The sequence below is a fragment of the Luteimonas kalidii genome, assembly GCF_029887935.1.
GTDB classification, from domain to species: domain Bacteria; phylum Pseudomonadota; class Gammaproteobacteria; order Xanthomonadales; family Xanthomonadaceae; genus Luteimonas; species Luteimonas kalidii.
In genome coordinates this window covers 15,484-33,492 of the sequence record NZ_JARXRO010000009.1, presented here as the reverse complement: position 1 = coordinate 33,492, position 18,009 = coordinate 15,484, and the positions used below count along the sequence as shown (strand labels likewise).

The 18,009-nt window shown below is 70.3% G+C and carries 16 protein-coding genes; 5 read left to right on the top strand and 11 right to left on the bottom strand.

All coding sequences use genetic code 11. The annotated features are described in order from the left end of the window. Nucleotides 1–21 precede the first annotated feature (21 nt). The 7 genes from QFW81_RS01790 to cyoA all read right to left on the bottom strand — a co-directional run bounded on the left by QFW81_RS01790 (nt 22) and on the right by cyoA (nt 6,889). Nucleotides 22–561, bottom strand: a complete 540-nt coding sequence (locus QFW81_RS01790; protein ID WP_280576851.1) for a response regulator transcription factor — start codon at nt 559–561, stop codon at nt 22–24. Then, nucleotides 551–1,903: an ATP-binding protein gene (locus QFW81_RS01785; RefSeq protein ID WP_280576850.1), complete on the bottom strand. Its 1,353-nt coding sequence runs from the start codon at nt 1,901–1,903 to the stop codon at nt 551–553. Before QFW81_RS01785 ends, QFW81_RS01790 begins: the two co-directional genes overlap by 11 nt. Further along, nucleotides 1,854–2,651 (bottom strand): SURF1 family protein, encoded by a 798-nt coding sequence (locus QFW81_RS01780; protein ID WP_280576849.1) that lies wholly within the window; start codon nt 2,649–2,651, stop codon nt 1,854–1,856. Before QFW81_RS01780 ends, QFW81_RS01785 begins: the two co-directional genes overlap by 50 nt. A 103-nt stretch (nt 2,652–2,754) precedes the next feature. Further along, nucleotides 2,755–3,132: a cytochrome o ubiquinol oxidase subunit IV gene (gene cyoD, locus QFW81_RS01775; RefSeq protein ID WP_280576848.1), complete on the bottom strand. Its 378-nt coding sequence runs from the start codon at nt 3,130–3,132 to the stop codon at nt 2,755–2,757. Nucleotides 3,133–3,146: 14 nt separating this feature from the next. Next, nucleotides 3,147–3,773 carry a cytochrome o ubiquinol oxidase subunit III gene (gene cyoC / locus QFW81_RS01770; protein WP_280576847.1) on the bottom strand — a complete coding sequence of 209 codons (627 nt, stop codon included), beginning with the start codon at nt 3,771–3,773 and terminating at the stop codon, nt 3,147–3,149. Continuing rightward, a complete protein-coding gene (gene cyoB / locus QFW81_RS01765; RefSeq protein WP_280577040.1) occupies nt 3,766–5,739 on the bottom strand; it encodes a cytochrome o ubiquinol oxidase subunit I in 1,974 nt (657 codons plus the stop codon). The genes cyoC and cyoB overlap by 8 nt, the downstream gene beginning before the upstream one ends. Before the next feature lie 79 nt (nt 5,740–5,818). Then, the gene (cyoA, locus tag QFW81_RS01760; protein WP_280576846.1) at nt 5,819–6,889 is read right to left on the bottom strand and encodes a ubiquinol oxidase subunit II; all 1,071 of its coding nucleotides are present in this window, start codon (nt 6,887–6,889) and stop codon (nt 5,819–5,821) included. A 185-nt stretch (nt 6,890–7,074) separates the two neighbouring features. On the opposite strand from cyoA, the gene QFW81_RS01755 reads away from it, so the two are divergent. From QFW81_RS01755 to QFW81_RS01740, 4 genes are all read left to right on the top strand, one after another. After that, nucleotides 7,075–8,388 (top strand): MFS transporter, encoded by a 1,314-nt coding sequence (locus tag QFW81_RS01755; protein ID WP_280576845.1) that lies wholly within the window; start codon nt 7,075–7,077, stop codon nt 8,386–8,388. A gap of 70 nt (nt 8,389–8,458) precedes the next feature. Continuing rightward, nucleotides 8,459–10,312: a DUF294 nucleotidyltransferase-like domain-containing protein gene (locus QFW81_RS01750; protein ID WP_280576844.1), complete on the top strand. Its 1,854-nt coding sequence runs from the start codon at nt 8,459–8,461 to the stop codon at nt 10,310–10,312. Further along, the gene (locus tag QFW81_RS01745) at nt 10,309–10,992 is read left to right on the top strand and encodes an exonuclease domain-containing protein (RefSeq protein ID WP_280576843.1); all 684 of its coding nucleotides are present in this window, start codon (nt 10,309–10,311) and stop codon (nt 10,990–10,992) included. The genes QFW81_RS01750 and QFW81_RS01745 overlap by 4 nt, the downstream gene beginning before the upstream one ends. A 52-nt stretch (nt 10,993–11,044) precedes the next feature. Next, entirely contained in the window at nt 11,045–11,713 is a 669-nt protein-coding gene (locus QFW81_RS01740; protein ID WP_280576842.1) for a hypothetical protein, read from the top strand. 60 nt (nt 11,714–11,773) lie between these two features. Here the strand turns inward: QFW81_RS01740 and QFW81_RS01735 are convergent, their stop codons facing one another. From QFW81_RS01735 to QFW81_RS01720, 4 genes are all read right to left on the bottom strand, one after another. After that, a complete protein-coding gene (locus QFW81_RS01735) occupies nt 11,774–12,133 on the bottom strand; it encodes a YggT family protein (RefSeq protein WP_280576841.1) in 360 nt (119 codons plus the stop codon). A gap of 107 nt (nt 12,134–12,240) precedes the next feature. Next, the gene (locus tag QFW81_RS01730) at nt 12,241–14,061 is read right to left on the bottom strand and encodes a sodium:solute symporter family protein (protein WP_280576840.1); all 1,821 of its coding nucleotides are present in this window, start codon (nt 14,059–14,061) and stop codon (nt 12,241–12,243) included. A gap of 18 nt (nt 14,062–14,079) precedes the next feature. After that, on the bottom strand, nt 14,080–14,337 hold the full coding sequence (locus tag QFW81_RS01725; RefSeq protein WP_280576839.1) for a DUF4212 domain-containing protein: 258 nt from the start codon (nt 14,335–14,337) through the stop codon (nt 14,080–14,082). 105 nt (nt 14,338–14,442) lie between these two features. Then, nucleotides 14,443–15,846 carry a DcaP family trimeric outer membrane transporter gene (locus QFW81_RS01720; protein WP_280576838.1) on the bottom strand — a complete coding sequence of 468 codons (1,404 nt, stop codon included), beginning with the start codon at nt 15,844–15,846 and terminating at the stop codon, nt 14,443–14,445. A gap of 209 nt (nt 15,847–16,055) precedes the next feature. On the opposite strand from QFW81_RS01720, the gene acs reads away from it, so the two are divergent. Next, on the top strand, nt 16,056–17,999 hold the full coding sequence (gene acs / locus QFW81_RS01715; RefSeq protein WP_280576837.1) for an acetate--CoA ligase: 1,944 nt from the start codon (nt 16,056–16,058) through the stop codon (nt 17,997–17,999). The last annotated feature ends 10 nt before the right edge of the window (nt 18,000–18,009 follow it).

Here is an 18,009-nt window from a genome sequence, read left to right as displayed (position 1 = left end):
CTGCGCCGCCGCGTCCCGGCATCACTTCACCCGCTGCTTCTCCAGCTTGCGCGCCAGGGTGCGGCGGTGCATGCCGAGCTGGCGCGCGGCCTCGGAGATGTTGAAGTCGGCCGCGGCCAGGGCTTCGTGGATGTGCTCCCACTCCAGGGTCTTGATCGAGGTCGGGCGCCGGGTGAGCTGCACGTCCTCGTCGCCGTCTTCGCGCGCGAACGCGGCCTCGATGTCGTCGGTGTTCGACGGCTTGGCCAGGTAGTGGCGGGCGCCGAGCTTGATCGCCTCGACCGCGGTGGCGATGCTGGCGTAGCCGGTGAGCACGACGATCAGCATGTCCGGATCGCGCGCGTGCAGCGCCCTGACGCAGGCCAGCCCGGAGCCGCCACCGGCCAGCTTGAGGTCGACCACGGCGTGGCTGGGGGCGAATTCCTCCAGCAGGGCCTCGAGCGTGTCCAGGCCGGATGCGGTGCGCACCTCGTAGCCGCGGCGCTCGAACGAGCGCGACAGCGTGCGCGCGAACGCGGCATCGTCCTCGACGATCAGCAGGCGGCGCGGGTCAGTGTCCATCGTCCTCCTCGCGTTCCAGCGACAGCGCCGGCAGCGGCAGCGTAATCGTGACCACCGCGCCGCCGCCGGGCTCGTTGCCCGCCTCGATGGTACCGCCGAGCGTGCGCGCCACGTTCACGGACAGGAACAGCCCCAGCCCGCGCCCGGGCGCGCCCTTGCTGGACTGGTAGGGCGTGCCCAGGCGTTCGAGCATGCCGGCGCCGAAGCCCGGGCCGTCGTCGCGCACGCGCAGCACCACCGCCTCGCCGCTGCGCGTCGCCTCCAGCGTCACCCGCGAGCGCGAGGCTTCCAGCGCGTTGTCGAGGATGTTCCACAGCATCTGCTGCAGGCCGGCGTCGGCGACGATCGGCACGTCCTGGTCGATCCGGTCGTCGTAGCGGAACCCGCGCACGCTGCGGCTGCGGTTCCATTCGTCCACCAGGTCGTCGAGGAACGCGCGCAGCGTGGTGCCGCGCGGCGCCTCGCCGCGGGTCTCGCCGGCCGAGGCGAGGATGCCCGAGACGATCGCCTTGCAGCGCAGCACCTGCGCCTGCATCTCGCTCACGTCCTGCAGCAGTTCCGGGTCGGAGGTGAAGTGCGGCAGGTGCTGCCAGTCGCCCAGGATCACCGCCAGGGTCGACAGCGGCGTGCCGAGTTCATGCGCGGCGCCGGAGGCCAGCAGCCCCATGCGCACGATGTGCTCCTCTTCCGCCGCGCGCTGGCGCAGCGCCGCGAGGCGCGCGTCGCGCGCGCGGATGATGCGGCCGATGCGGGTGATGAACACCACCAGCAGGGTTGCGATCAGCATGAAGCACAGCAGCAGGCCGAACACGTAGGGATCCGACAGTCCGCCGGTGGGGCTCGCCGGCAGGGTCACCGGTCCCGGGAACAGCGCCAGCCCCACCACGCAGGCGCTGGTCAGCGCCACGATCACCCAGCTCGACCAGGGCTTGAGCAGCACCGCCGCCAGCACCACCTGCAGCAGGTACAGGAACGCGAACGGGTTGGCGATGCCGCCGCTCAGGTACAGCTGCGCGGTCAGCGCGGCGACGTCGGCGAGCAGGCCCAGCAGCAGCGCGGTGTTGGTGACCCGGCCGCGCCCGCGCCAGCGCAGCATCGCCAGCGCGTTGAACGTGGCCAGCGCCGCGAGCACCGCCAGCATCGGCCCCAGCGGCAGCGCGATCCCGAGCCCGGCGTGCACCACGACGATCGTGAGCAGCTGGCCGACCACCGCGATCCAGCGCAGCTGGATCAGCTGACGCATGTTGTTCACCCCGGCGCTGTCGCCGGTCGCGCGCGCGGCGACGCGCGGATCAGCGGCGATCGGGTCGGGCGGCGAGGGCGGCGTGGCTGCGTGCGGCATCGGGGGGGTCGGTGTGCGGAACCCGGCGCCGCAGTCGCGGCCCGGACAGCACGCGCCACGCGGCGAAGGCCAGCATCAGCGCCAGCGCGAACCAGGTCAGCGCGTACTGCAGGTGGTGGTCGCGGAACCGTACCACGGTCATGCCGCCGCGCGGCCAGGGCGCGGCGGCGGGGTCGAACGCGGCGTCGATGAAATACGGCGCCACGGCACCGAGATCGCGCGCTGCCGCGATCGCCTGCACGTCGCGCGAGAACCAGCGGTCCTGCGCCGGCACGTTCGCGCGCAGGATCCGGCCGCGGGGTTCGTCGAGCCGCAGCAGGCCTTCCACCCGCACCTCGCCCGCGGGCACCGGCGTGGCGTCGCGCGCGTCCGCCGGCACGAAGCCGCGGTTCACCAGCACCACGTCGCCGTCCGCGGTGCGCAGGGGCGAGAGGATCCAGGCGCCGGGGCCCATTGCGGTGAGTGCATCGACGCGGGTGTCGCGGCCGGGCAGGAACCGGCCGGTCGCCGACACGCGCAGATACTCCGCGCTGGCGCGGTCGATCCCGCCCCAGGCCGCGCGACCCGGCGCGGCCACTGGTTCGGCATTCACGCGTGCATCGACCCGCGCGATCAGGTCGCGCTTCCACTGCAGCCGCTGCACCTGCCAGGTGCCGAGCACGCAGAACATCGCGAACAGCGCCGCCAGCAGCGCCAGGAAGGCGAACTTCCGGACGCGGCGTGGCGCAGGGGCGGGATGCGGGGTCATGGCGGCGGTGCGGTGTGTCGGTGGCGGGTCGCGTCGGGGCGCGGCGCTCCAGCCGGACCACGTGCCGGGCAGCCCCGGCGCGTGGAGACGGCGAGGGACGACGCTAGAGCATGCGTTCCATGTCGTGCATCGACGGCATCATGTTCGCGTTCATGTGGTGCATCACCCACAGCGTGCCGATCAGCACGATCACCAGCAGCACCGCGGTGAAGATCAGGGCCAGCAGGTTCCAGCCGCCCTCGGACTTCGGGTTCATGTGCAGGAAGTACACCATGTGCACCACCACCTGCACCATCGCGAAGGCCAGGATCACCAGCAGCGTGATCGTCGGCGTCGGCAGCACCTTCGCCATCACCAGCCAGAACGGGATCGCGGTCAGCACCACCGACAGGCCGAAGCCGGTGGCGTACTCCTTCACGCTGACGTGCGGAATGCCGGCCTCGAGGAAGTCGTCGTGCGGATCGTGGGAATGGTCGCTCATCACTGCGTTCCTGTTCAAAGCACGCCCATCAGGTAGACGAAGGTGAAGACGCCGATCCACACGACGTCGAGGAAATGCCAGAACAGCGACAGGCAGGCGATCCGCCGCGTGGTCGTGCGGTTCAAACCCCAGCGGCCGACCTGCACGCACAGCACCACCAGCCACACCACGCCGAACAGCACGTGCAGGCCGTGGGTGCCGACCAGGGCGAAGAACGCAGACAGGTAGGCGCTGCGTTGCGGCCCGGCGCCGAGGTGGATCAGGTGCTGGAATTCGTAGAGCTCGATCCCCAGGAACGCCAGCCCGAGCAGCCCCGTCACCGCCAGCCAGCCGATGGTGGCGCGCGCGTTGCGCCGGAGCATCGCGATCATCGCGAAGCCGTAGGTGATCGACGACAGCAGCAGCACCGCGGTGTTGACCGCGATCAGCTTCAGGTCGAACAGGTCGCGGCCCGACGGCCCCGCGGCATAGCTCTGCGCGAACACCCCGAAGGTGGCGAACAGGCTGCCGAAGATCATCAGGTCGCTGAGCAGATAGATCCAGAAGCCCAGCAGGGTGCCGTTTTCGGGATGGTGGCGGCCGGCGGTGTCCAGGAACACCGGGCTGCCGTCGGCATGGGACAGGGCGATGGACTCAGACATGGACGCTGCCCAGCTGCTGCGTGCGCGCGGCCTCGGTCGCGGCCACGGTCTGCGCGGGGATGTGGTAGTCGCGGTCGCGGTCGAAGCTGTGCCGGATCGCGTACACCACGGTCGCCAGCAGCGACACCGCCGCCAGCCACCAGATGTGCCAGATCAGGGCGAAACCGCAGACCGTGCTCAGCGCCGAGAGGATCACGCCGGCACCGGTGTTGCGCGGCATGTGGATCGGCACGAAGCCGCTCTCCGGGCGCTGGAAGCCGCGCCGCTTCATGTCGGCCCAGGCGTCGTTGTCGTGCACCACCGGGGTGAAGGCGAAGTTGTATTCCGGCGGCGGCGACGAGGTCGACCATTCCAGCGTGCGCCCGTCCCAGGGATCGCCGGTGACGTCGCGCAACTGCTCGCGGCGACGGAAGCTGACCGCGATGCACCACAGGAACGCGGCGATGCCGATCGCCACCAGCACCGCACCCAGCAGCGCGATCTGGAACCAGATCTGCAGCGAGGGATCGTCGAAGTGGCTCATGCGCCGGGTCACGCCCATCAGGCCGAGCACGTACAGCGGCGTGAACGCGAGCCAGTAGCCGGCCAGCCAGAACCAGAACGAGACCTTGCCCCAGAAATCGTCGAGCCGGAAGCCGAACGCCTTCGGGAACCAGTGCGTCATCGCCGCGAACAGCCCGAACACCACCCCGCCGATGATCACGTTGTGGAAGTGCGCCACCAGGAACAGCGAGTTGTGCAGCACGAAGTCCGCCGGCGGCACCGCCAGCAGCACGCCGGTCATGCCGCCCACCACGAAGGTGACCATGAAGCCCATCGTCCACAGCATCGGCACCTCGAAGCGGATGCGGCCGCGGTACATGGTGAACAGCCAGTTGAAGATCTTCGCGCCCGTGGGGATCGAGATGATCATCGTGGTGATGCCGAAGAACGAGTTGACGCTCGCGCCCGAACCCATGGTGAAGAAGTGGTGCAGCCACACCAGGTACGACAGCACCGTGATGCACACCGTGGCGTAGACCATCGAGCTGTAGCCGAACAGGCGCTTGCCGGAGTAGGTCGAGACGATCTCGGAGAACACGCCGAACACCGGCAGGATCAGGATGTAGACCTCCGGGTGGCCCCAGATCCAGATCAGGTTCACGTACAGCATGGCGTTGCCGCCGAGGTCGCTGCCGAAGAAGTTGGTGCCCACGTAGCGGTCGAGCGTCATCAGCGCCAGCACCGCGGTCAGCACCGGGAACGAGACCACGATCAGCACGTTGGTGCACAGCGCGGTCCAGGTGAACACCGGCATCTTCATCAGGCCCATGCCGGGCGCGCGCATCTTGATGATGGTCACCAGCAGGTTCACGCCCGACAGCAATGTGCCGACGCCCGCGATCTGCAGCGCCCAGATGTAGTAGTCCAGCCCCACCCACGGGCTCTGGTTGCCGAGGTTGGACAGCGCCAGCCAGCCGGCGGTGGAGAACTCGCCGAAGAACAGCGACAGCATCACCAGCATCGCGCCGGCGGTGGTCATCCAGAAGCTGAAGTTGTTGAGGAACGGGAACGCCACGTCGCGCGCGCCGATCTGCAGCGGCACGATGTAGTTCATCAGCCCGGTGACCAGCGGCATGGCCACGAAGAAGATCATGATCACGCCGTGGGCGGTGAAGATCTGGTCGTAGTGGTGCGGCGGCAGGTAGCCCGCGCTGTCGCCGAAGGCCATCGCCTGGTGCAGGCGCATCATGATCGCGTCGGCGAAGCCGCGCAGCAGCATCACCAGCCCCAGCACCATGTACATGATGCCGATCTTCTTGTGGTCGATGCTGGTGAACCACTCGTTCCACAGCCAGCCCCACAGCCGGTACTTCGTGATCACGGCCAGCAGCCCCAGGCCGCCGAGGCAGGTGGCGACGAAGGTCGCGGCGATGATCGGGTCGTGCAGCATCGGGATCGCGTCCCAGGCCATGCGGCCGGTCAGCGGGGACGTCTCGACGGTGGAGGGATCGAAAGCCATCTGAAGGGGTGTCCGGAAAAACTGGGGTGTCGCGGGGAGCGGATCAGGGCGCCTGCAGGCCGCCGGCGATGACGGGGCGCGAGGGCGGGACGAGCGCGCGCGCCTCCTCGGCCGTGCACACGCCGGCGCTGACGAACGGACCGGTATCGAGGCGGCCGCGGCGCGGCATCGCCAGCGCGTCGATGCCGTCCAGCCCCAGCCCGCCCATCGCATCAAAGGCCATCATCTGGTCCATGCACAGCCGGTCGGTGTCGACGCAGCGGTTGACCACCGCGTCGAACAGGTCCGGCGCCACGCTGGCGTACAGGCGCGCCGGTTCGCGCGCGCTGGGCGCTTCCAGCGCGAGGTAGCCGGCGCGGTCGAGCGTCGCGCCGCCGGCGCGCGCGGTCTCGATCCACTGCGCGAAGCCCGCGTCGTCGAGCGCGATGAAGTCGAAGCGCATGTGCGAGAAGCCCTCTCCGCTGTAGTGCGAGGAGAAGCCGCGGTAGGTGCCGGGCGCGTTCATCACCGCGTGCAGCGTGGTCTCCATCGCCGGCATGGTGTAGACCATGCCCGCCAGCGCCGGCACGTAGAACGCGTTCATCGTGGTCGACGAGGTGAGCCGGAAGCGGATCGGGCGGTCCACCGGGGCGGCCATCTGGTTGAGCGAGGCCACGCCGTACTCGGGATAGACGAACAGCCACTTCCAGTCCAGCGACACCACCTGCACCTCCAGCGGCTGCACGTCCTCGGGCACCGGGCGCCCGGGCGCGATGCGCTCCAGCGGCCGGTGCGGGTCGAGCAGGTGGGTGCTGATCCAGGTCACCGCGCCGAGCGCGATGATGATCAGCAGCGGCACCGCCCAGATCACCAGTTCCAGCTGGGTGGAGTGGTCCCAGTCCGGGGTGTAGGTGGCCTTGCGGTTGGACGCGCGGTAGCGCCAGGCGAACAGGAAGGTGAGCGCGATCACCGGCACGATCACCAGCAGCATCAGCCCGGTGGCGACCAGGATCAGCCGGCCCTGCTGCGCGGCCACGTCGCCGGGCGGCGACAGCACGACGGTGCCGCAGCCGGACAGCAGCAGGACGGCGAACGGCAGCATCCACCGGGACAGGGCGCGTGGGAAGGCGGGCATGGGGGCTCGAATCGGCATGGCGCTTGATCGGGATCAATGTAGTGAGCGCGCCGGGGCCGGACCATTGGACGTTTTGTCCCATCGCTTCGCGCCTGCGTCGCTGCGACACTGGCGTCGCCGCCACTGACACCGGCGGCCGATTCCGGCATTGCGCCGGTCGTCCCGCCAGAAGAGCCACGCCGACGATGTCCGCCCATCCAGACGCCATCCATTCCGCCCACGACCACGGCACGCGGGCGCACAAGGACATCGCGCCGGGCGAGATCGCGGTCGGCGTGGTGGTGGGCCGCGGCTCGGAATACTTCGACTTCTTCGTCTACGGCATCGCCTCGGCGCTGGTGTTCCCGAAGGTGTTCTTTCCCTTCGCCGAACCGCTGACCGGCACGCTCTACGCGTTCGCGATCTTCGCCCTGGCCTTCGTCGCGCGCCCGCTCGGCACGGTGCTGGGCATGTGGCTGCAGCAGCGCTGGAGCCGCAGCACCAAGCTGACCGTGGCGCTGTTCCTGCTCGGCACCTCGACCGCGGGCATCGCGTTCCTGCCCGGCTATGGCGCGATCGGCGCGGCCGCGATCGTGCTGCTGGCGCTGTTCCGGGTGCTGCAGGGTGTGGCACTGGGCGGCTCGTGGGACGGGCTGCCGTCGCTGCTGGCGCTCAACGCGCCGAAGCAGCGCCGCGGCTGGTACGCGATGCTCGGCCAGCTGGGCGCGCCGGTGGGCTTCATCGTCGCCGCGGCCCTGTTCGCGTTCCTGATCTCCAGCCTCTCGCCCGAGGACTTCCATGCCTGGGGCTGGCGCTATCCGTTCTTCGCCGCGTTCGCGATCAACGTGGTGGCGCTGTTCGCGCGCCTGCGGCTGGTGGTGGCCGACGAATACCAGGACAAGATGGGCGAGCTCGAACTCGAGCCCACGCCGGTACGCGAGCTGTTCCGCGGCCGCGGGCGGCACGTGTTCATCGGCGCGTTCGCGGCGCTGGCCAGCTACGCGATGTTCCACATCGTCACGATCTTCCCGCTGTCGTGGATCGAGCTGTTCACCGACGACTCGGTCAGCGGCTTCCTGCTGCTGCAGGTGTTCGGCGGCGTGCTGGCGGCGGCGGGCATCGTCGCCTCGGGCGTGATCGCCGACCGCGTGGGGCGCGCCCGCACGCTCGGCGGCACCGCGGTGGCGATCGCGATGTACAGTGGCTTCGCGCCGACCCTGCTCGGCGCCGGCGGCCCGGGGCAGGTGGTGTTCGTGCTGCTGGGCTTCGTGCTGCTGGGGTTGTCCTATGGCCAGGCGGCCGGCGCGGTGACCGCGAACTTCGGCAGCCGCTACCGCTACACCGGCGCCGCGCTCACCTCCGACCTGGCCTGGCTGATCGGCGCCGCGTTCGCGCCGCTGGTGGCGCTGGGGCTGTGCGCGGAGTTCGGCCTGCCCTACATCGGCCTGTATCTGCTGTCGGGTGCGATCGGCACGCTGGCGGCGCTGGGCGTGAACCGGGCCCTGCGCCTGAAGAGCTGACGCTCCGCGCGTACCCGACCTTGGTCGCGGTCGCGCGCCCGGAGCCCGCGGCGGGGCTACCATCGCCGGCATGGACAGCCCGCTGGCCGATGTCGAACGCTTCCTCGCGCAGACGCCGCCGTTCGACTGCCTGGAACCGCCGCAGTTGCGGCGCGCTGCAGCGGCGTTCGAAGCGGTCTACCGGCGCAGCGGCACCGAGGTGCTGCGCATCGGCGAAGCCAACGACACCCTGTGGCTGGTCCGCCGCGGCGCGGTCGAGACCCACGACGCCCAGGGCAACCTGATCGGCCGCTACGGCGAGGGCGAGAGCTTCGGCCTGCAGTCGCTGCTCGGTGCGCGCCCGGTGCGCTTCCGCGCGGTGCTGATCGAGGACAGCCTGCTGTGGTGCATGCCGCGCGCGGCCTTCGACGACCTGCGCGCGGCCTCGCGCGCGTTCGACGACTTCTACATCCGCAGCCTGGAACAGCGGCTGGTCGGCGCGCTGCAGGACAGCGCGGCCGGCAGGCAGACCGCGACCCTGTTCCTCACCCCGCTGTCGCAGCTGGCGCGCCGCACGCCGATCTCGGTGCCGCGCGCCACCCCGGTGGCGGAGGCGGCGCGGGTGATGGCCGAGCACGGCGTGTCGTCGCTGCTGGTGGGCGAGGGCCGCGAACTGGAAGGCATCCTCACCGACCGCGACCTGCGCAATCGCGTGCTCGCGCAGGGGCGCGACCCGTCCACGCCGGTGGCCGAGGTGATGACCGCCACGCCGTTGACGCTCGAGGCCGACAGCCCGGTGCTCTCGGGCATCGTCGCCATGGCCGGGCGCGGCATCCACCACCTGCCTCTGGTGCGCGACGGCGCGGTGGTGGGCATGGTCACCACCCGCGACCTGCTCAGCCTGCAGACCCACCACCCGCTCTACCTCGCCGCCCAGATCCAGAAGCAGGACACGCGCGAGGGCGTGGTCGAGGTCTGCCGCCGGGTGCCGAAGCTGTTCGAACTGCTGCTGGCCTCGGGCCTGCGCGCCGAGGAGGTGCCGAAGGTGATGAGCACCATCACCGATGCGGTGACCCGACGCCTGATCCACCTCGCCCAGGCGCGCCTGGGTCCGGCGCCGGCGCCGTGGGCGTGGCTGGCGTTCGGTTCGCAGGCGCGCGAGGAGCAGAGCCTGCGGACCGACCAGGACAACGGCATCGTGCATGCCGACGACGTGCCCGCCGGCGCCGACGCCTGGTTCGCCGCGCTGGCGCGGGAGGTCAGCGACGGGCTCGACGCCTGCGGCTACGTCTACTGTCCGGGCGGGATCATGGCCACCACGCCGGAATGGCGGCAGCCGCTGTCGGGCTGGCTGCGCCACTTCGCGCGCTGGGCCACGCTGCCCGACCCGACCGCGGTGCTGCGGGTGAGCATCTTCTTCGACCTGCGCGGCATCCATGGCGACGCGGGCCTGGTGGCGCGCATCCGCGAGGCGATGGCCGAGTGTGCCGGTGGCCGTGGCCGCGCGGTGTTCCTGAGCGCGCTGGCGCACCAGGCCGCGCACTACGACGTGCCGCTGGGATTCTTCCGCCAGTTCGTCCTGCAGCGCCAGGGCGAGCATCGCGACACCCTCGAGATCAAGGCCGCCGGCCTGCTGCCGCTGACCGACCTGGTGCGCGTGCGCGCCCTGCAGGGCGGCGTGACCGTGGCCTCGACACGCGAACGCATCGCGGCCCTGGTCGCGCGCGGGGCGATGGATCGCGCCGAGGGCGATCGCCTCGACGGCGCCTATCGCCTGCTGTGCGGGTTGCGCGTGCGCCTGCATGCCGACCTCGCGCGCCGCGGCGAGGCGCCGCACAACCACCTCGACGTGCGCCGCATCGGCCATGCCGAGCGCGCCGCGCTGCGCGATGCCTTCCTCGTCATCCGCGAGGCCCAGGACGCGCTGAAACAGGACTTCCCGTGATCGGCTGGCGTGCCTGGCGCGGGGAACATGCGCGCGCGCGCTGCCGGCTGCCGTCGCAGCGCGAGGCGCTGGCGGTGCCGCTGCCCGCGGCCGCGACCGTGTTCGAGGCCTTGCCGGTGCTGGCGCTGGATTTCGAGACCACCGGTCTGGACCCCGCGCGCGACCAGATCCTGTCCGCCGGCTGGGTCCCGATCGACCGCGGCCGCCTGCGCATGGGCGCCGCACGCGAAATCCGCGTACGGCCGCGCGGCACCGAAGGCGTCGGCCAGAGCGCGACCATCCACGGCCTGTTCGACAGCGACCTGGCGCAGGCCAGCGACGAAGCCGCACTGCTCGATGCCCTGCTGCCCGCGCTGGCAGGGCGCGTCATCGCGGCGCATGCGGCCAGCATCGAGCGCGGCTTCCTGCGCGCGCTGCTGCTTCGCCACGGCGGCGTGCCGCTGCCCAATCGCTTCATCGACACGCTGGCGCTGGCTCGGACCCTGCTCGAGGGCGGCGGCGTGCGCATCGACGAACACGGGGGCGCGCTGACCCTGGCCGCGTCGCGCGCGCGGCACGGCCTGGCGCCGCACGCGCAGCACTCGGCGGTGGCCGACGCGCTGGCGTGCGGCGAGCTGCTGCTGGCGCAGGTCGAAGCGCTCGGTGGTGTCGCGCGCGTGCGGCTGCGCGATCTCGACTAGCGCGCCGCCTTCGGTCACAGTCTCCCACTCGCCTGCAGGAGCCCCGCGCGCAATGACCCAGCACCCCGACACCGGCGGCGCCCGCTCCCGCATCACCGGCTTTCTCGACATGGCCCGCGACTACCTCGGCATCGGCGGCCGCGTCCGCCGCGAGCCGGTGCGCGATCCCGAGGCGCTGCGCGGGTTCGTGTCCTCGCGCGCGAGCTTCATCGCCCAGACCACCCTGTACGGCTACATGCGCACGCGCGCCGGCCAGCGCTATCCGGAGCTGTTCGAGCAGGACGGCTTCGTGGAGCTGCTCAACGCCGCCAAGTGGCACATGTGGCTGGCCAGCCTGTCCGACCTGAGCGTCTATGCCGGCGGCCTGCTGGCGCGCGGCGGGATGGCGGAGGAGCGGGTCGGCGCGCTGATGCGTCGCGACCTCGACCGCACCCTGGACGAGACCGGCGTGCCGGCCGAGGCCGACGACGGCTACGCCGAGCACGCCGGGCGCGTCCGCGCGCGCATCGCGCTCACGCCCTGGAGCCAGGTCGGCGACGACGAGGGCTGTTTCCACGAAAGCCCCGCGGCGCTGGTGCGGCATGCGCCGATCGTCGAGACCCTGATGCGGCTGGACGAGGACGTGGTGCGGAACTCGGTGCGCTACCACTGGCAGGAAGTGCGCCGCGACCTGCGTGCGCTGCTGGACGCGGGAGCGGTCGACCGCGCGTTCGCGGACTGAATCCGGCACGCCTGCGCGCACCTCGCAAGCGCGACGCGCACCGCACCGCGGTGCGCCGGATCAGCTACCCAGCAGCTTCGAGGTGAGCCAGTACAGGCCCTGCGCGATCTGGCCTTCCAGCGGGAACGACAGCATCCCCATCACCGAATAGCCCAGCGCCCACGGCAACACGTAGAACCGGGCCATGAAGAAGAACCAGGCCACGTACAGCGGCACCATCGCCGGCACCAGGAAGCCCGGCGTGATCGGCTTGAACAGCTTGAGCAGCGGGTCGGTGACCCGGACGAAGAAGCGGCTGAAGAAGAACCTGCTCTCCTCCGGCAGGAACAGGCGCATGCCGAAGCGTCCGATCAGGGTCCACATCACCATGCCCAGCAGGTAGTCGATCACGACTGCGTACAGCGGTACTCCGGTCACCATGCGTTGTCGCGGCTCCTCGCGCCCCTGGTCTTCGGGGCCATGCTCTCACGAATAAAAGATGCCGGGGGAGTCGCCTCGCCCCGGCATCCGGTTGCATCGCAGGACCGTCAGTGGTGACGCACGAGCGACTCGCCGCGCGGCACGCGCACCTCGTCGACCATGCGCTGGATCTCCTCGTCCGGCGCCGGCGTCAGCAGCGAGACGCTGACCATCGCGATGAAGCTGGCCACCACGCCGACCACACCGAAGCGCAGGTGGTCCAGCCCCAGCCACGGCGTCATGCCGTTGCGCACCGCGAGCAGGTAGCCCCAGCCTGCGATCAGGCCGACCACCATGCCGGCCACGGCGCCGGCACGGTTGGCCCGCTTCCACCACACGCCCAGCACCAGCGGCGCGAACAGGCCCGACATCGCGAAGCAGAAGGCCCAGGCCACCGCGCCGAGGATGCCTTCCAGCCGCATCGACGCCACCGCCGCACCGGCCGCACCGATCACCAGCAGCAGCACGCGGGCGGTCAGCAGGCGCTTCCGGGTCTCGGCCTTCGGGTCGATGATCTTGTAGTACAGGTCATGCGACAGGGTGTTGGCCATGGCCAGCAGCAGGCCATCGGCGGTCGACAGTGCGGCCGCCAGGCCACCCGCGGCCACCAGGCCCGAGATCACGTACGGCAGGCCGGCGAATTCCGGCGTGGCCAGCACGATGATGTCGGGGTTGAGGAAGAACTCGTTCACCTGCAGCAGGCCGTCGCCGTTGGAGTCGCGGATCGCCACCAGCCCGATCTCGCCCCAGTTGCGCACCCAGCTCAGCGCTTCCACGTCGGCGATCGCCTTGCCGAAGATCGAGCTGGCCAGGGTCGGGTCGAACAGCGACAGCTTGCTCAGCGTGGCCAGGGCCGGCGCCGAGAAGTACAGCAGGAAGATGAAGAACAGCGACCAGGCCACCGAGCTGCGCGCGGCCTTGACTGACGGCGTGGTGAAGTAGCGCATCAGGATGTGCGGCAGCGACGCGGTGCCGACCATCATGCAGAACGCCAGGGTCACGAACTGCCACGCGGCCAGTGCGCCGTCCGCAGGCGAGGCGTGCAGGGTGGTCAGGGCCGAGAGGCCGGCCACGGTGTCCACCGGTGCGGTACCGACGCCCAGCAGCGGCTCGAGTTCCTGGATGCGTTCCACCGCCGGGCCGTACTGCAGCTGCGGGAACCAGCCGAAACCCTGCGCGCCCGACATCCACACGATCGGCAGGATGTAGGCCACGATCAGCACGATGTACTGCGCCACCTGGGTCCAGGTCACCGCGCGCATGCCGCCGAGCATCGAGCACACCAGGATGCCGACCAGGCCCAGCCAGCAGGCGAGCTCGAACGGGATCAGGAAGGCGCGTGCCGCGATCGTGCCGGTGGCGGTGATCTGCGCGGTGACGTAGGTGAACGAGGCCACCATCAGCACCACGATCGCGCAGAACCGCGTCAGCTTGCCGCCGTACCGGGTGCCGATGAAGTCAGGCACCGTGTAGCAGCCGAACTTGCGCAGGTACGGCGCCATCAGCGTCGCGACCAGGATGTAGCCGCCGGTCCAGCCGACCACGAAGGCCAGGTACGGATAGCCGGACATGAAGATGCCGCCGGCCATCGCCACGAACGATGCGCCCGACATCCAGTCGGCCGCCGTCGCCATGCCGTTGAACACCGGCGGCACGCTGCGGCCGGCGAGGTAGTACGCGTCCGCTGCCGCGGTCCGCGACAGTACGCCGATGAAGGCGTAGATGCCGATGGTGAAGGCGACGAAGCTCAGGCCGATGGCGCGCGCACTGAGCCCGAACTGCTCCAGTACCGCCATCAGCCCGAAGAACGCAAGGAACCCGCCGGTGTAGATCGCGTAGATCTTCGGCAGGCTTTGGGTGAAGGACTTGCCTTCGAATTGCAGTGCCATGACGTCTCCCCTCGGTTGTCAGACTTCGTCTTCTTCGTGGACGCCGTACTTCACGTCGATGGCGTGCTGCTGCCGGCTGAACAGGAACAGCTGGACCACGAACACGGCCAGCGACCCCTGCGCGGCCATGTAGTAGCCCAGCGGCCAGCCCATGAAGCGGATGCCGTTGATGTCGTGGGCGAACCAGTGGATCAGGAATGCGAAGACGAACCAGACGGCCAGGTGCGTCAGCGTCAGGTTGCGTGTCCTGCGCCAGTGTTCGGTGTCTGCACTCATGGTTGACATGCCTCCGTGGATCTGCGGGAACGAATGCCGGGACGGGTCCTGGAACGGAACCGGCCGGGCCGCCACCGGAGCGGCGGCGACCCGGCCCGGACGCGGCTAGAACGAATACTTGACGGTGGTGTGGATGCGCTTGAGGTCGCCCTTGCGGTCGTCTTCCAGCGCGCGCTCGCCCCAGCTGATCTCGGCGCCGATGTCGAGTTTCGGGAACGGCGAATAGATCAGGTTGGCGTGGAACGACTGCGCGCGCTCGATCGCCGACCAGCTGCCCGGGCCCCAGCCCGCCAGCCCGCGGTCGTTGTCGAACTCGGCCACCGAATACATCAGGTTGCTGCGCAGCTGCGGCGTGAACGCGTGCCGCCAGGCCACGAAGCCGCCGGCGCCGTTCTGCGAATGCAGCTCGCCGTTGGCGTCGAGCACCGCGTCCGCCCCGAGGCCGAACGCCAGGTAGCGGCCGATGCCCGAGCCGTAGTTCGCCATCCAGCGGATGTCGTCGCTGGCGCCGATGTTGAACCGGCCCGACAGGCTGACCGCCGCGCCGCTGGTGCTCTCGTCGCCGGTCTTGAGCTGGCGCAGCAGGCCGGCGACGCTGAAGTGGCCCCAGTCGCCCTTGGTCACGTAGCGCGCGGTGACATCGGGCATCACGTTGCTGCCGCCGGCGTTGTTGCGCGCGGCGGTGTCGACGCTGCTGACGGTGGTGAGCGGGTTTTCCAGCGCGACCGAGAACGGGCCGCTGGTGTAGCGGACCTGCGCCTGGCGCACGAAGGTGGTGCCTTCGGTGACGCCGACGAAATCCACCGCTTCGGGCAGCGCCGCCACGTCCTGGAAGTTCGACCAGGTCTGGCCGGCCAGCCACTTGTTCCAGGTCACGTAGGCGTGCCGGAGGGTGAGGCCGTGGGTGTTGGTGGCCACCTCGTTGCCGAGGTTGGCGCTGCCGCCGCCGAACATGTCGGCCTCGATGTAGCCGCGGAACTTGTCGCCGCCCTCGCTGGTCCAGTCCGCCGCCAGCCAGAAGCGCGAGAACGCGGCGTGGAAGTCGGTGTACGGATCGGTGTCGGGTTCGGCGCCGTTGGCCGCGACCGGGATCGTGGCGGGCACGTAGAACAGGCGCCCGGCCGAGCCTTCCGCGATCGTGCCGTCGCTGGTGTCGGTGGTCATCGCGTCGAGCTTGATGAAGCCGCCGTAGGAGAACACGCTGCCCGGGTTGCCGCCGGTCAGGATCGGCGAGCCCTGGATGCGCGGCTTGCCGTCGCCCGGCGCGCCCTGCGCCACCCGGACCTCGTCGAGCTGGGTCTGGGTCGCGGCGACCGTCGCCTGCGTCTGTTCCACCGTGGCCTGGGTCTGCTGCTGCCCCTGCAGCAGCGCCTGCACCTGTGCCTCGAGCTGGGCGATGCGCGCCTCCAGCTCCCGTTCCTTCGCGGTCTGCCCGAACGCCACCCCCGGCGCGATGAGGGCCAGCGTCAAAGCGGCCGCAAGCGGCCGGATCGGCCTGCGTCTGATCATGAAGTTCCCCTCCCAGAGACTTGTGGGTCACACACTCGCCCAGCGAGGCTGCGCGCCGGGGCGCGCGGTGCCTATTCGTCTTTGGTAGGGGTGGCCTGCGCCTGCGACCAAAGTCCAAGCGCGGTGCTGCGTCGCAACACCGCGGCGATGCGGCACACTGGTGCATGGACGCCGGTCGATGGCTGGCAAGACTGCCTCGGGAGGGCGACATGAGCGACATCTACCCCGTCGATCCGGATTTCGCCGCGCACGCGCGCATCGACCGCGCCGCCTACGCGCGCGACTACCAGGCCTCGGTGCGCGATCCCGACGCGTTCTGGGCACAGGCCGCGCAGCGCCTGGACTGGTTCCGCGCGCCCACCCGGGTGCGCGACGTGAGCTTCGCGCTGGAGGACTTCCGCATCCGCTGGTTCGACGACGGCGAACTCAACGCCAGCGTCAACTGCCTGGACCGGCAGCTCGCCACGCGCGGCGACAAGACCGCGCTGCTGTGGGAGGCCGATGATCCCGGCACCGCGCCGAAGCACGTCAGCTACCGCGAGCTGCACGCGCGCGTGTGCCGACTCGGCAACGCGCTGCGCGCACTGGGCGTGGAGAAGGGCGACCGGGTCACGATCTACCTGCCGATGATCGTCGAGGCCGCGGTGGCGATGCTGGCCTGCGCGCGCATCGGCGCGGTGCATTCGGTGGTGTTCGGCGGATTCGCGCCCAACTCGATCGCCGACCGCGTGTCCGACTGCGCGTCCAAGCTGATCATCACCGCCGACGAAGGCCTGCGCGGCGGGCGCAAGGTGCCGCTGAAGGCGAACGTCGACGCGGCGCTCAAGCTGCCCGGCACCGACACCGTCGAGACCGTCCTGGTGGTGCGCCATACCGACGCCACGGTCGACATGCAGATGCCGCGCGACCGCTGGTACGACGCGGTGGTCGACCCGCAGCCGGCCGAATGCGAACCCGAGCGCATGAACGCCGAGGATCCGCTGTTCATCCTCTACACCTCCGGCAGCACCGGCAAGCCCAAGGGCGTGCTGCACACCACCGGCGGCTACCTGCTGTACGCCAGCTACACCCACGAGGCGGTGTTCGACCTGCGCGAGGACGACGTCTACTGGTGCACCGCCGACGTGGGCTGGGTCACCGGCCACAGCTACATCGTCTACGGCCCGCTGGCCAACGGCGCCACCTCGCTGATGTTCGAGGGCGTGCCGAACTACCCGGACTTCTCGCGCTTCTGGCAGGTGATCGACCGGCACAAGGTCACCATCTTCTATACCGCACCGACCGCGATCCGCGCGCTGATGCGCGAGGGCGAGGGCCCGGTGAAGGCGACCTCGCGCGCGTCGCTGCGCCTGCTCGGCAGTGTCGGCGAGCCGATCAACCCCGAGGCCTGGCGCTGGTATTACGAAGTGGTGGGCGACAGCCGCTGCCCGATCGTGGACACCTGGTGGCAGACCGAGACCGGCGGCATCCTGATCTCGCCGCTGCCCGGCGCGATCGACCTCAAGCCCGGCTCGGCCACGCTGCCGTTCTACGGCGTGCAGCCGGCGCTGGTCGACGCCAACGGCCAGCTGCTCGAGGGCGCGACGGAGGGCAACCTGGTGATCACGGACTCGTGGCCCGGCCAGATGCGCACCGTCTATGGCGACCACCAGCGCTTCATCGACACCTATTTCAAGGCCTATCCGGGGATGTACTTCACCGGCGACGGCTGCCGCCGCGACGAGGACGGCTACTACTGGATCACCGGCCGCGTCGACGACGTGATCAACGTCAGCGGTCACCGCATCGGCACCGCCGAGGTGGAGAGCGCGCTGGTCTCGCATCCGAAGGTGGCCGAAGCCGCCGTGGTCGGCTTCCCGCACGACATCAAGGGCCAGGGCATCTACGCCTACGTCACCCTGGTGGCCGGCGAGGCCGAGAGCGACGCCCTGCTCAAGGAACTGGTCGCGCACGTGCGCAAGGAGATCGGCCCGATCGCGTCGCCGGATTTCCTGCAGTGGGCGCCGGGCCTGCCGAAGACACGCTCGGGCAAGATCATGCGCCGCATCCTGCGCAAGATCGCCGAGAACGCCCCCGACCAGCTCGGCGACACCAGCACCCTGGCCGATCCCTCGGTCGTCGATTCGCTGGTGAAGCATCGCCACGGCGCCTGACCCGGGCGCG

Excerpts from the sequence above, each read along its gene's own strand:
- QFW81_RS01720 (WP_280576838.1), bottom strand. The coding sequence starts at position 15,846 with ATGATCAGACGCAGGCCGATCCGGCCGCTTGCGGCCGCTTTGACGCTG.
- QFW81_RS01735 (WP_280576841.1), bottom strand. The coding sequence starts at position 12,133 with ATGGTGACCGGAGTACCGCTGTACGCAGTCGTGATCGACTACCTGCTG.
- QFW81_RS01790 (WP_280576851.1), bottom strand. The coding sequence starts at position 561 with ATGGACACTGACCCGCGCCGCCTGCTGATCGTCGAGGACGATGCCGCG.
- QFW81_RS01755 (WP_280576845.1), top strand. The coding sequence starts at position 7,075 with ATGTCCGCCCATCCAGACGCCATCCATTCCGCCCACGACCACGGCACG.
- cyoC (WP_280576847.1), bottom strand. The coding sequence starts at position 3,773 with ATGTCTGAGTCCATCGCCCTGTCCCATGCCGACGGCAGCCCGGTGTTC.
- QFW81_RS01780 (WP_280576849.1), bottom strand. The coding sequence starts at position 2,651 with ATGACCCCGCATCCCGCCCCTGCGCCACGCCGCGTCCGGAAGTTCGCC.
- acs (WP_280576837.1), top strand. The coding sequence starts at position 16,056 with ATGAGCGACATCTACCCCGTCGATCCGGATTTCGCCGCGCACGCGCGC.
- QFW81_RS01785 (WP_280576850.1), bottom strand. The coding sequence starts at position 1,903 with ATGCCGCACGCAGCCACGCCGCCCTCGCCGCCCGACCCGATCGCCGCT.
- QFW81_RS01730 (WP_280576840.1), bottom strand. The coding sequence starts at position 14,061 with ATGGCACTGCAATTCGAAGGCAAGTCCTTCACCCAAAGCCTGCCGAAG.
- QFW81_RS01725 (WP_280576839.1), bottom strand. The coding sequence starts at position 14,337 with ATGAGTGCAGACACCGAACACTGGCGCAGGACACGCAACCTGACGCTG.
- QFW81_RS01750 (WP_280576844.1), top strand. The coding sequence starts at position 8,459 with ATGGACAGCCCGCTGGCCGATGTCGAACGCTTCCTCGCGCAGACGCCG.
- QFW81_RS01740 (WP_280576842.1), top strand. The coding sequence starts at position 11,045 with ATGACCCAGCACCCCGACACCGGCGGCGCCCGCTCCCGCATCACCGGC.
- cyoA (WP_280576846.1), bottom strand. The coding sequence starts at position 6,889 with ATGCCCGCCTTCCCACGCGCCCTGTCCCGGTGGATGCTGCCGTTCGCC.
- cyoD (WP_280576848.1), bottom strand. The coding sequence starts at position 3,132 with ATGAGCGACCATTCCCACGATCCGCACGACGACTTCCTCGAGGCCGGC.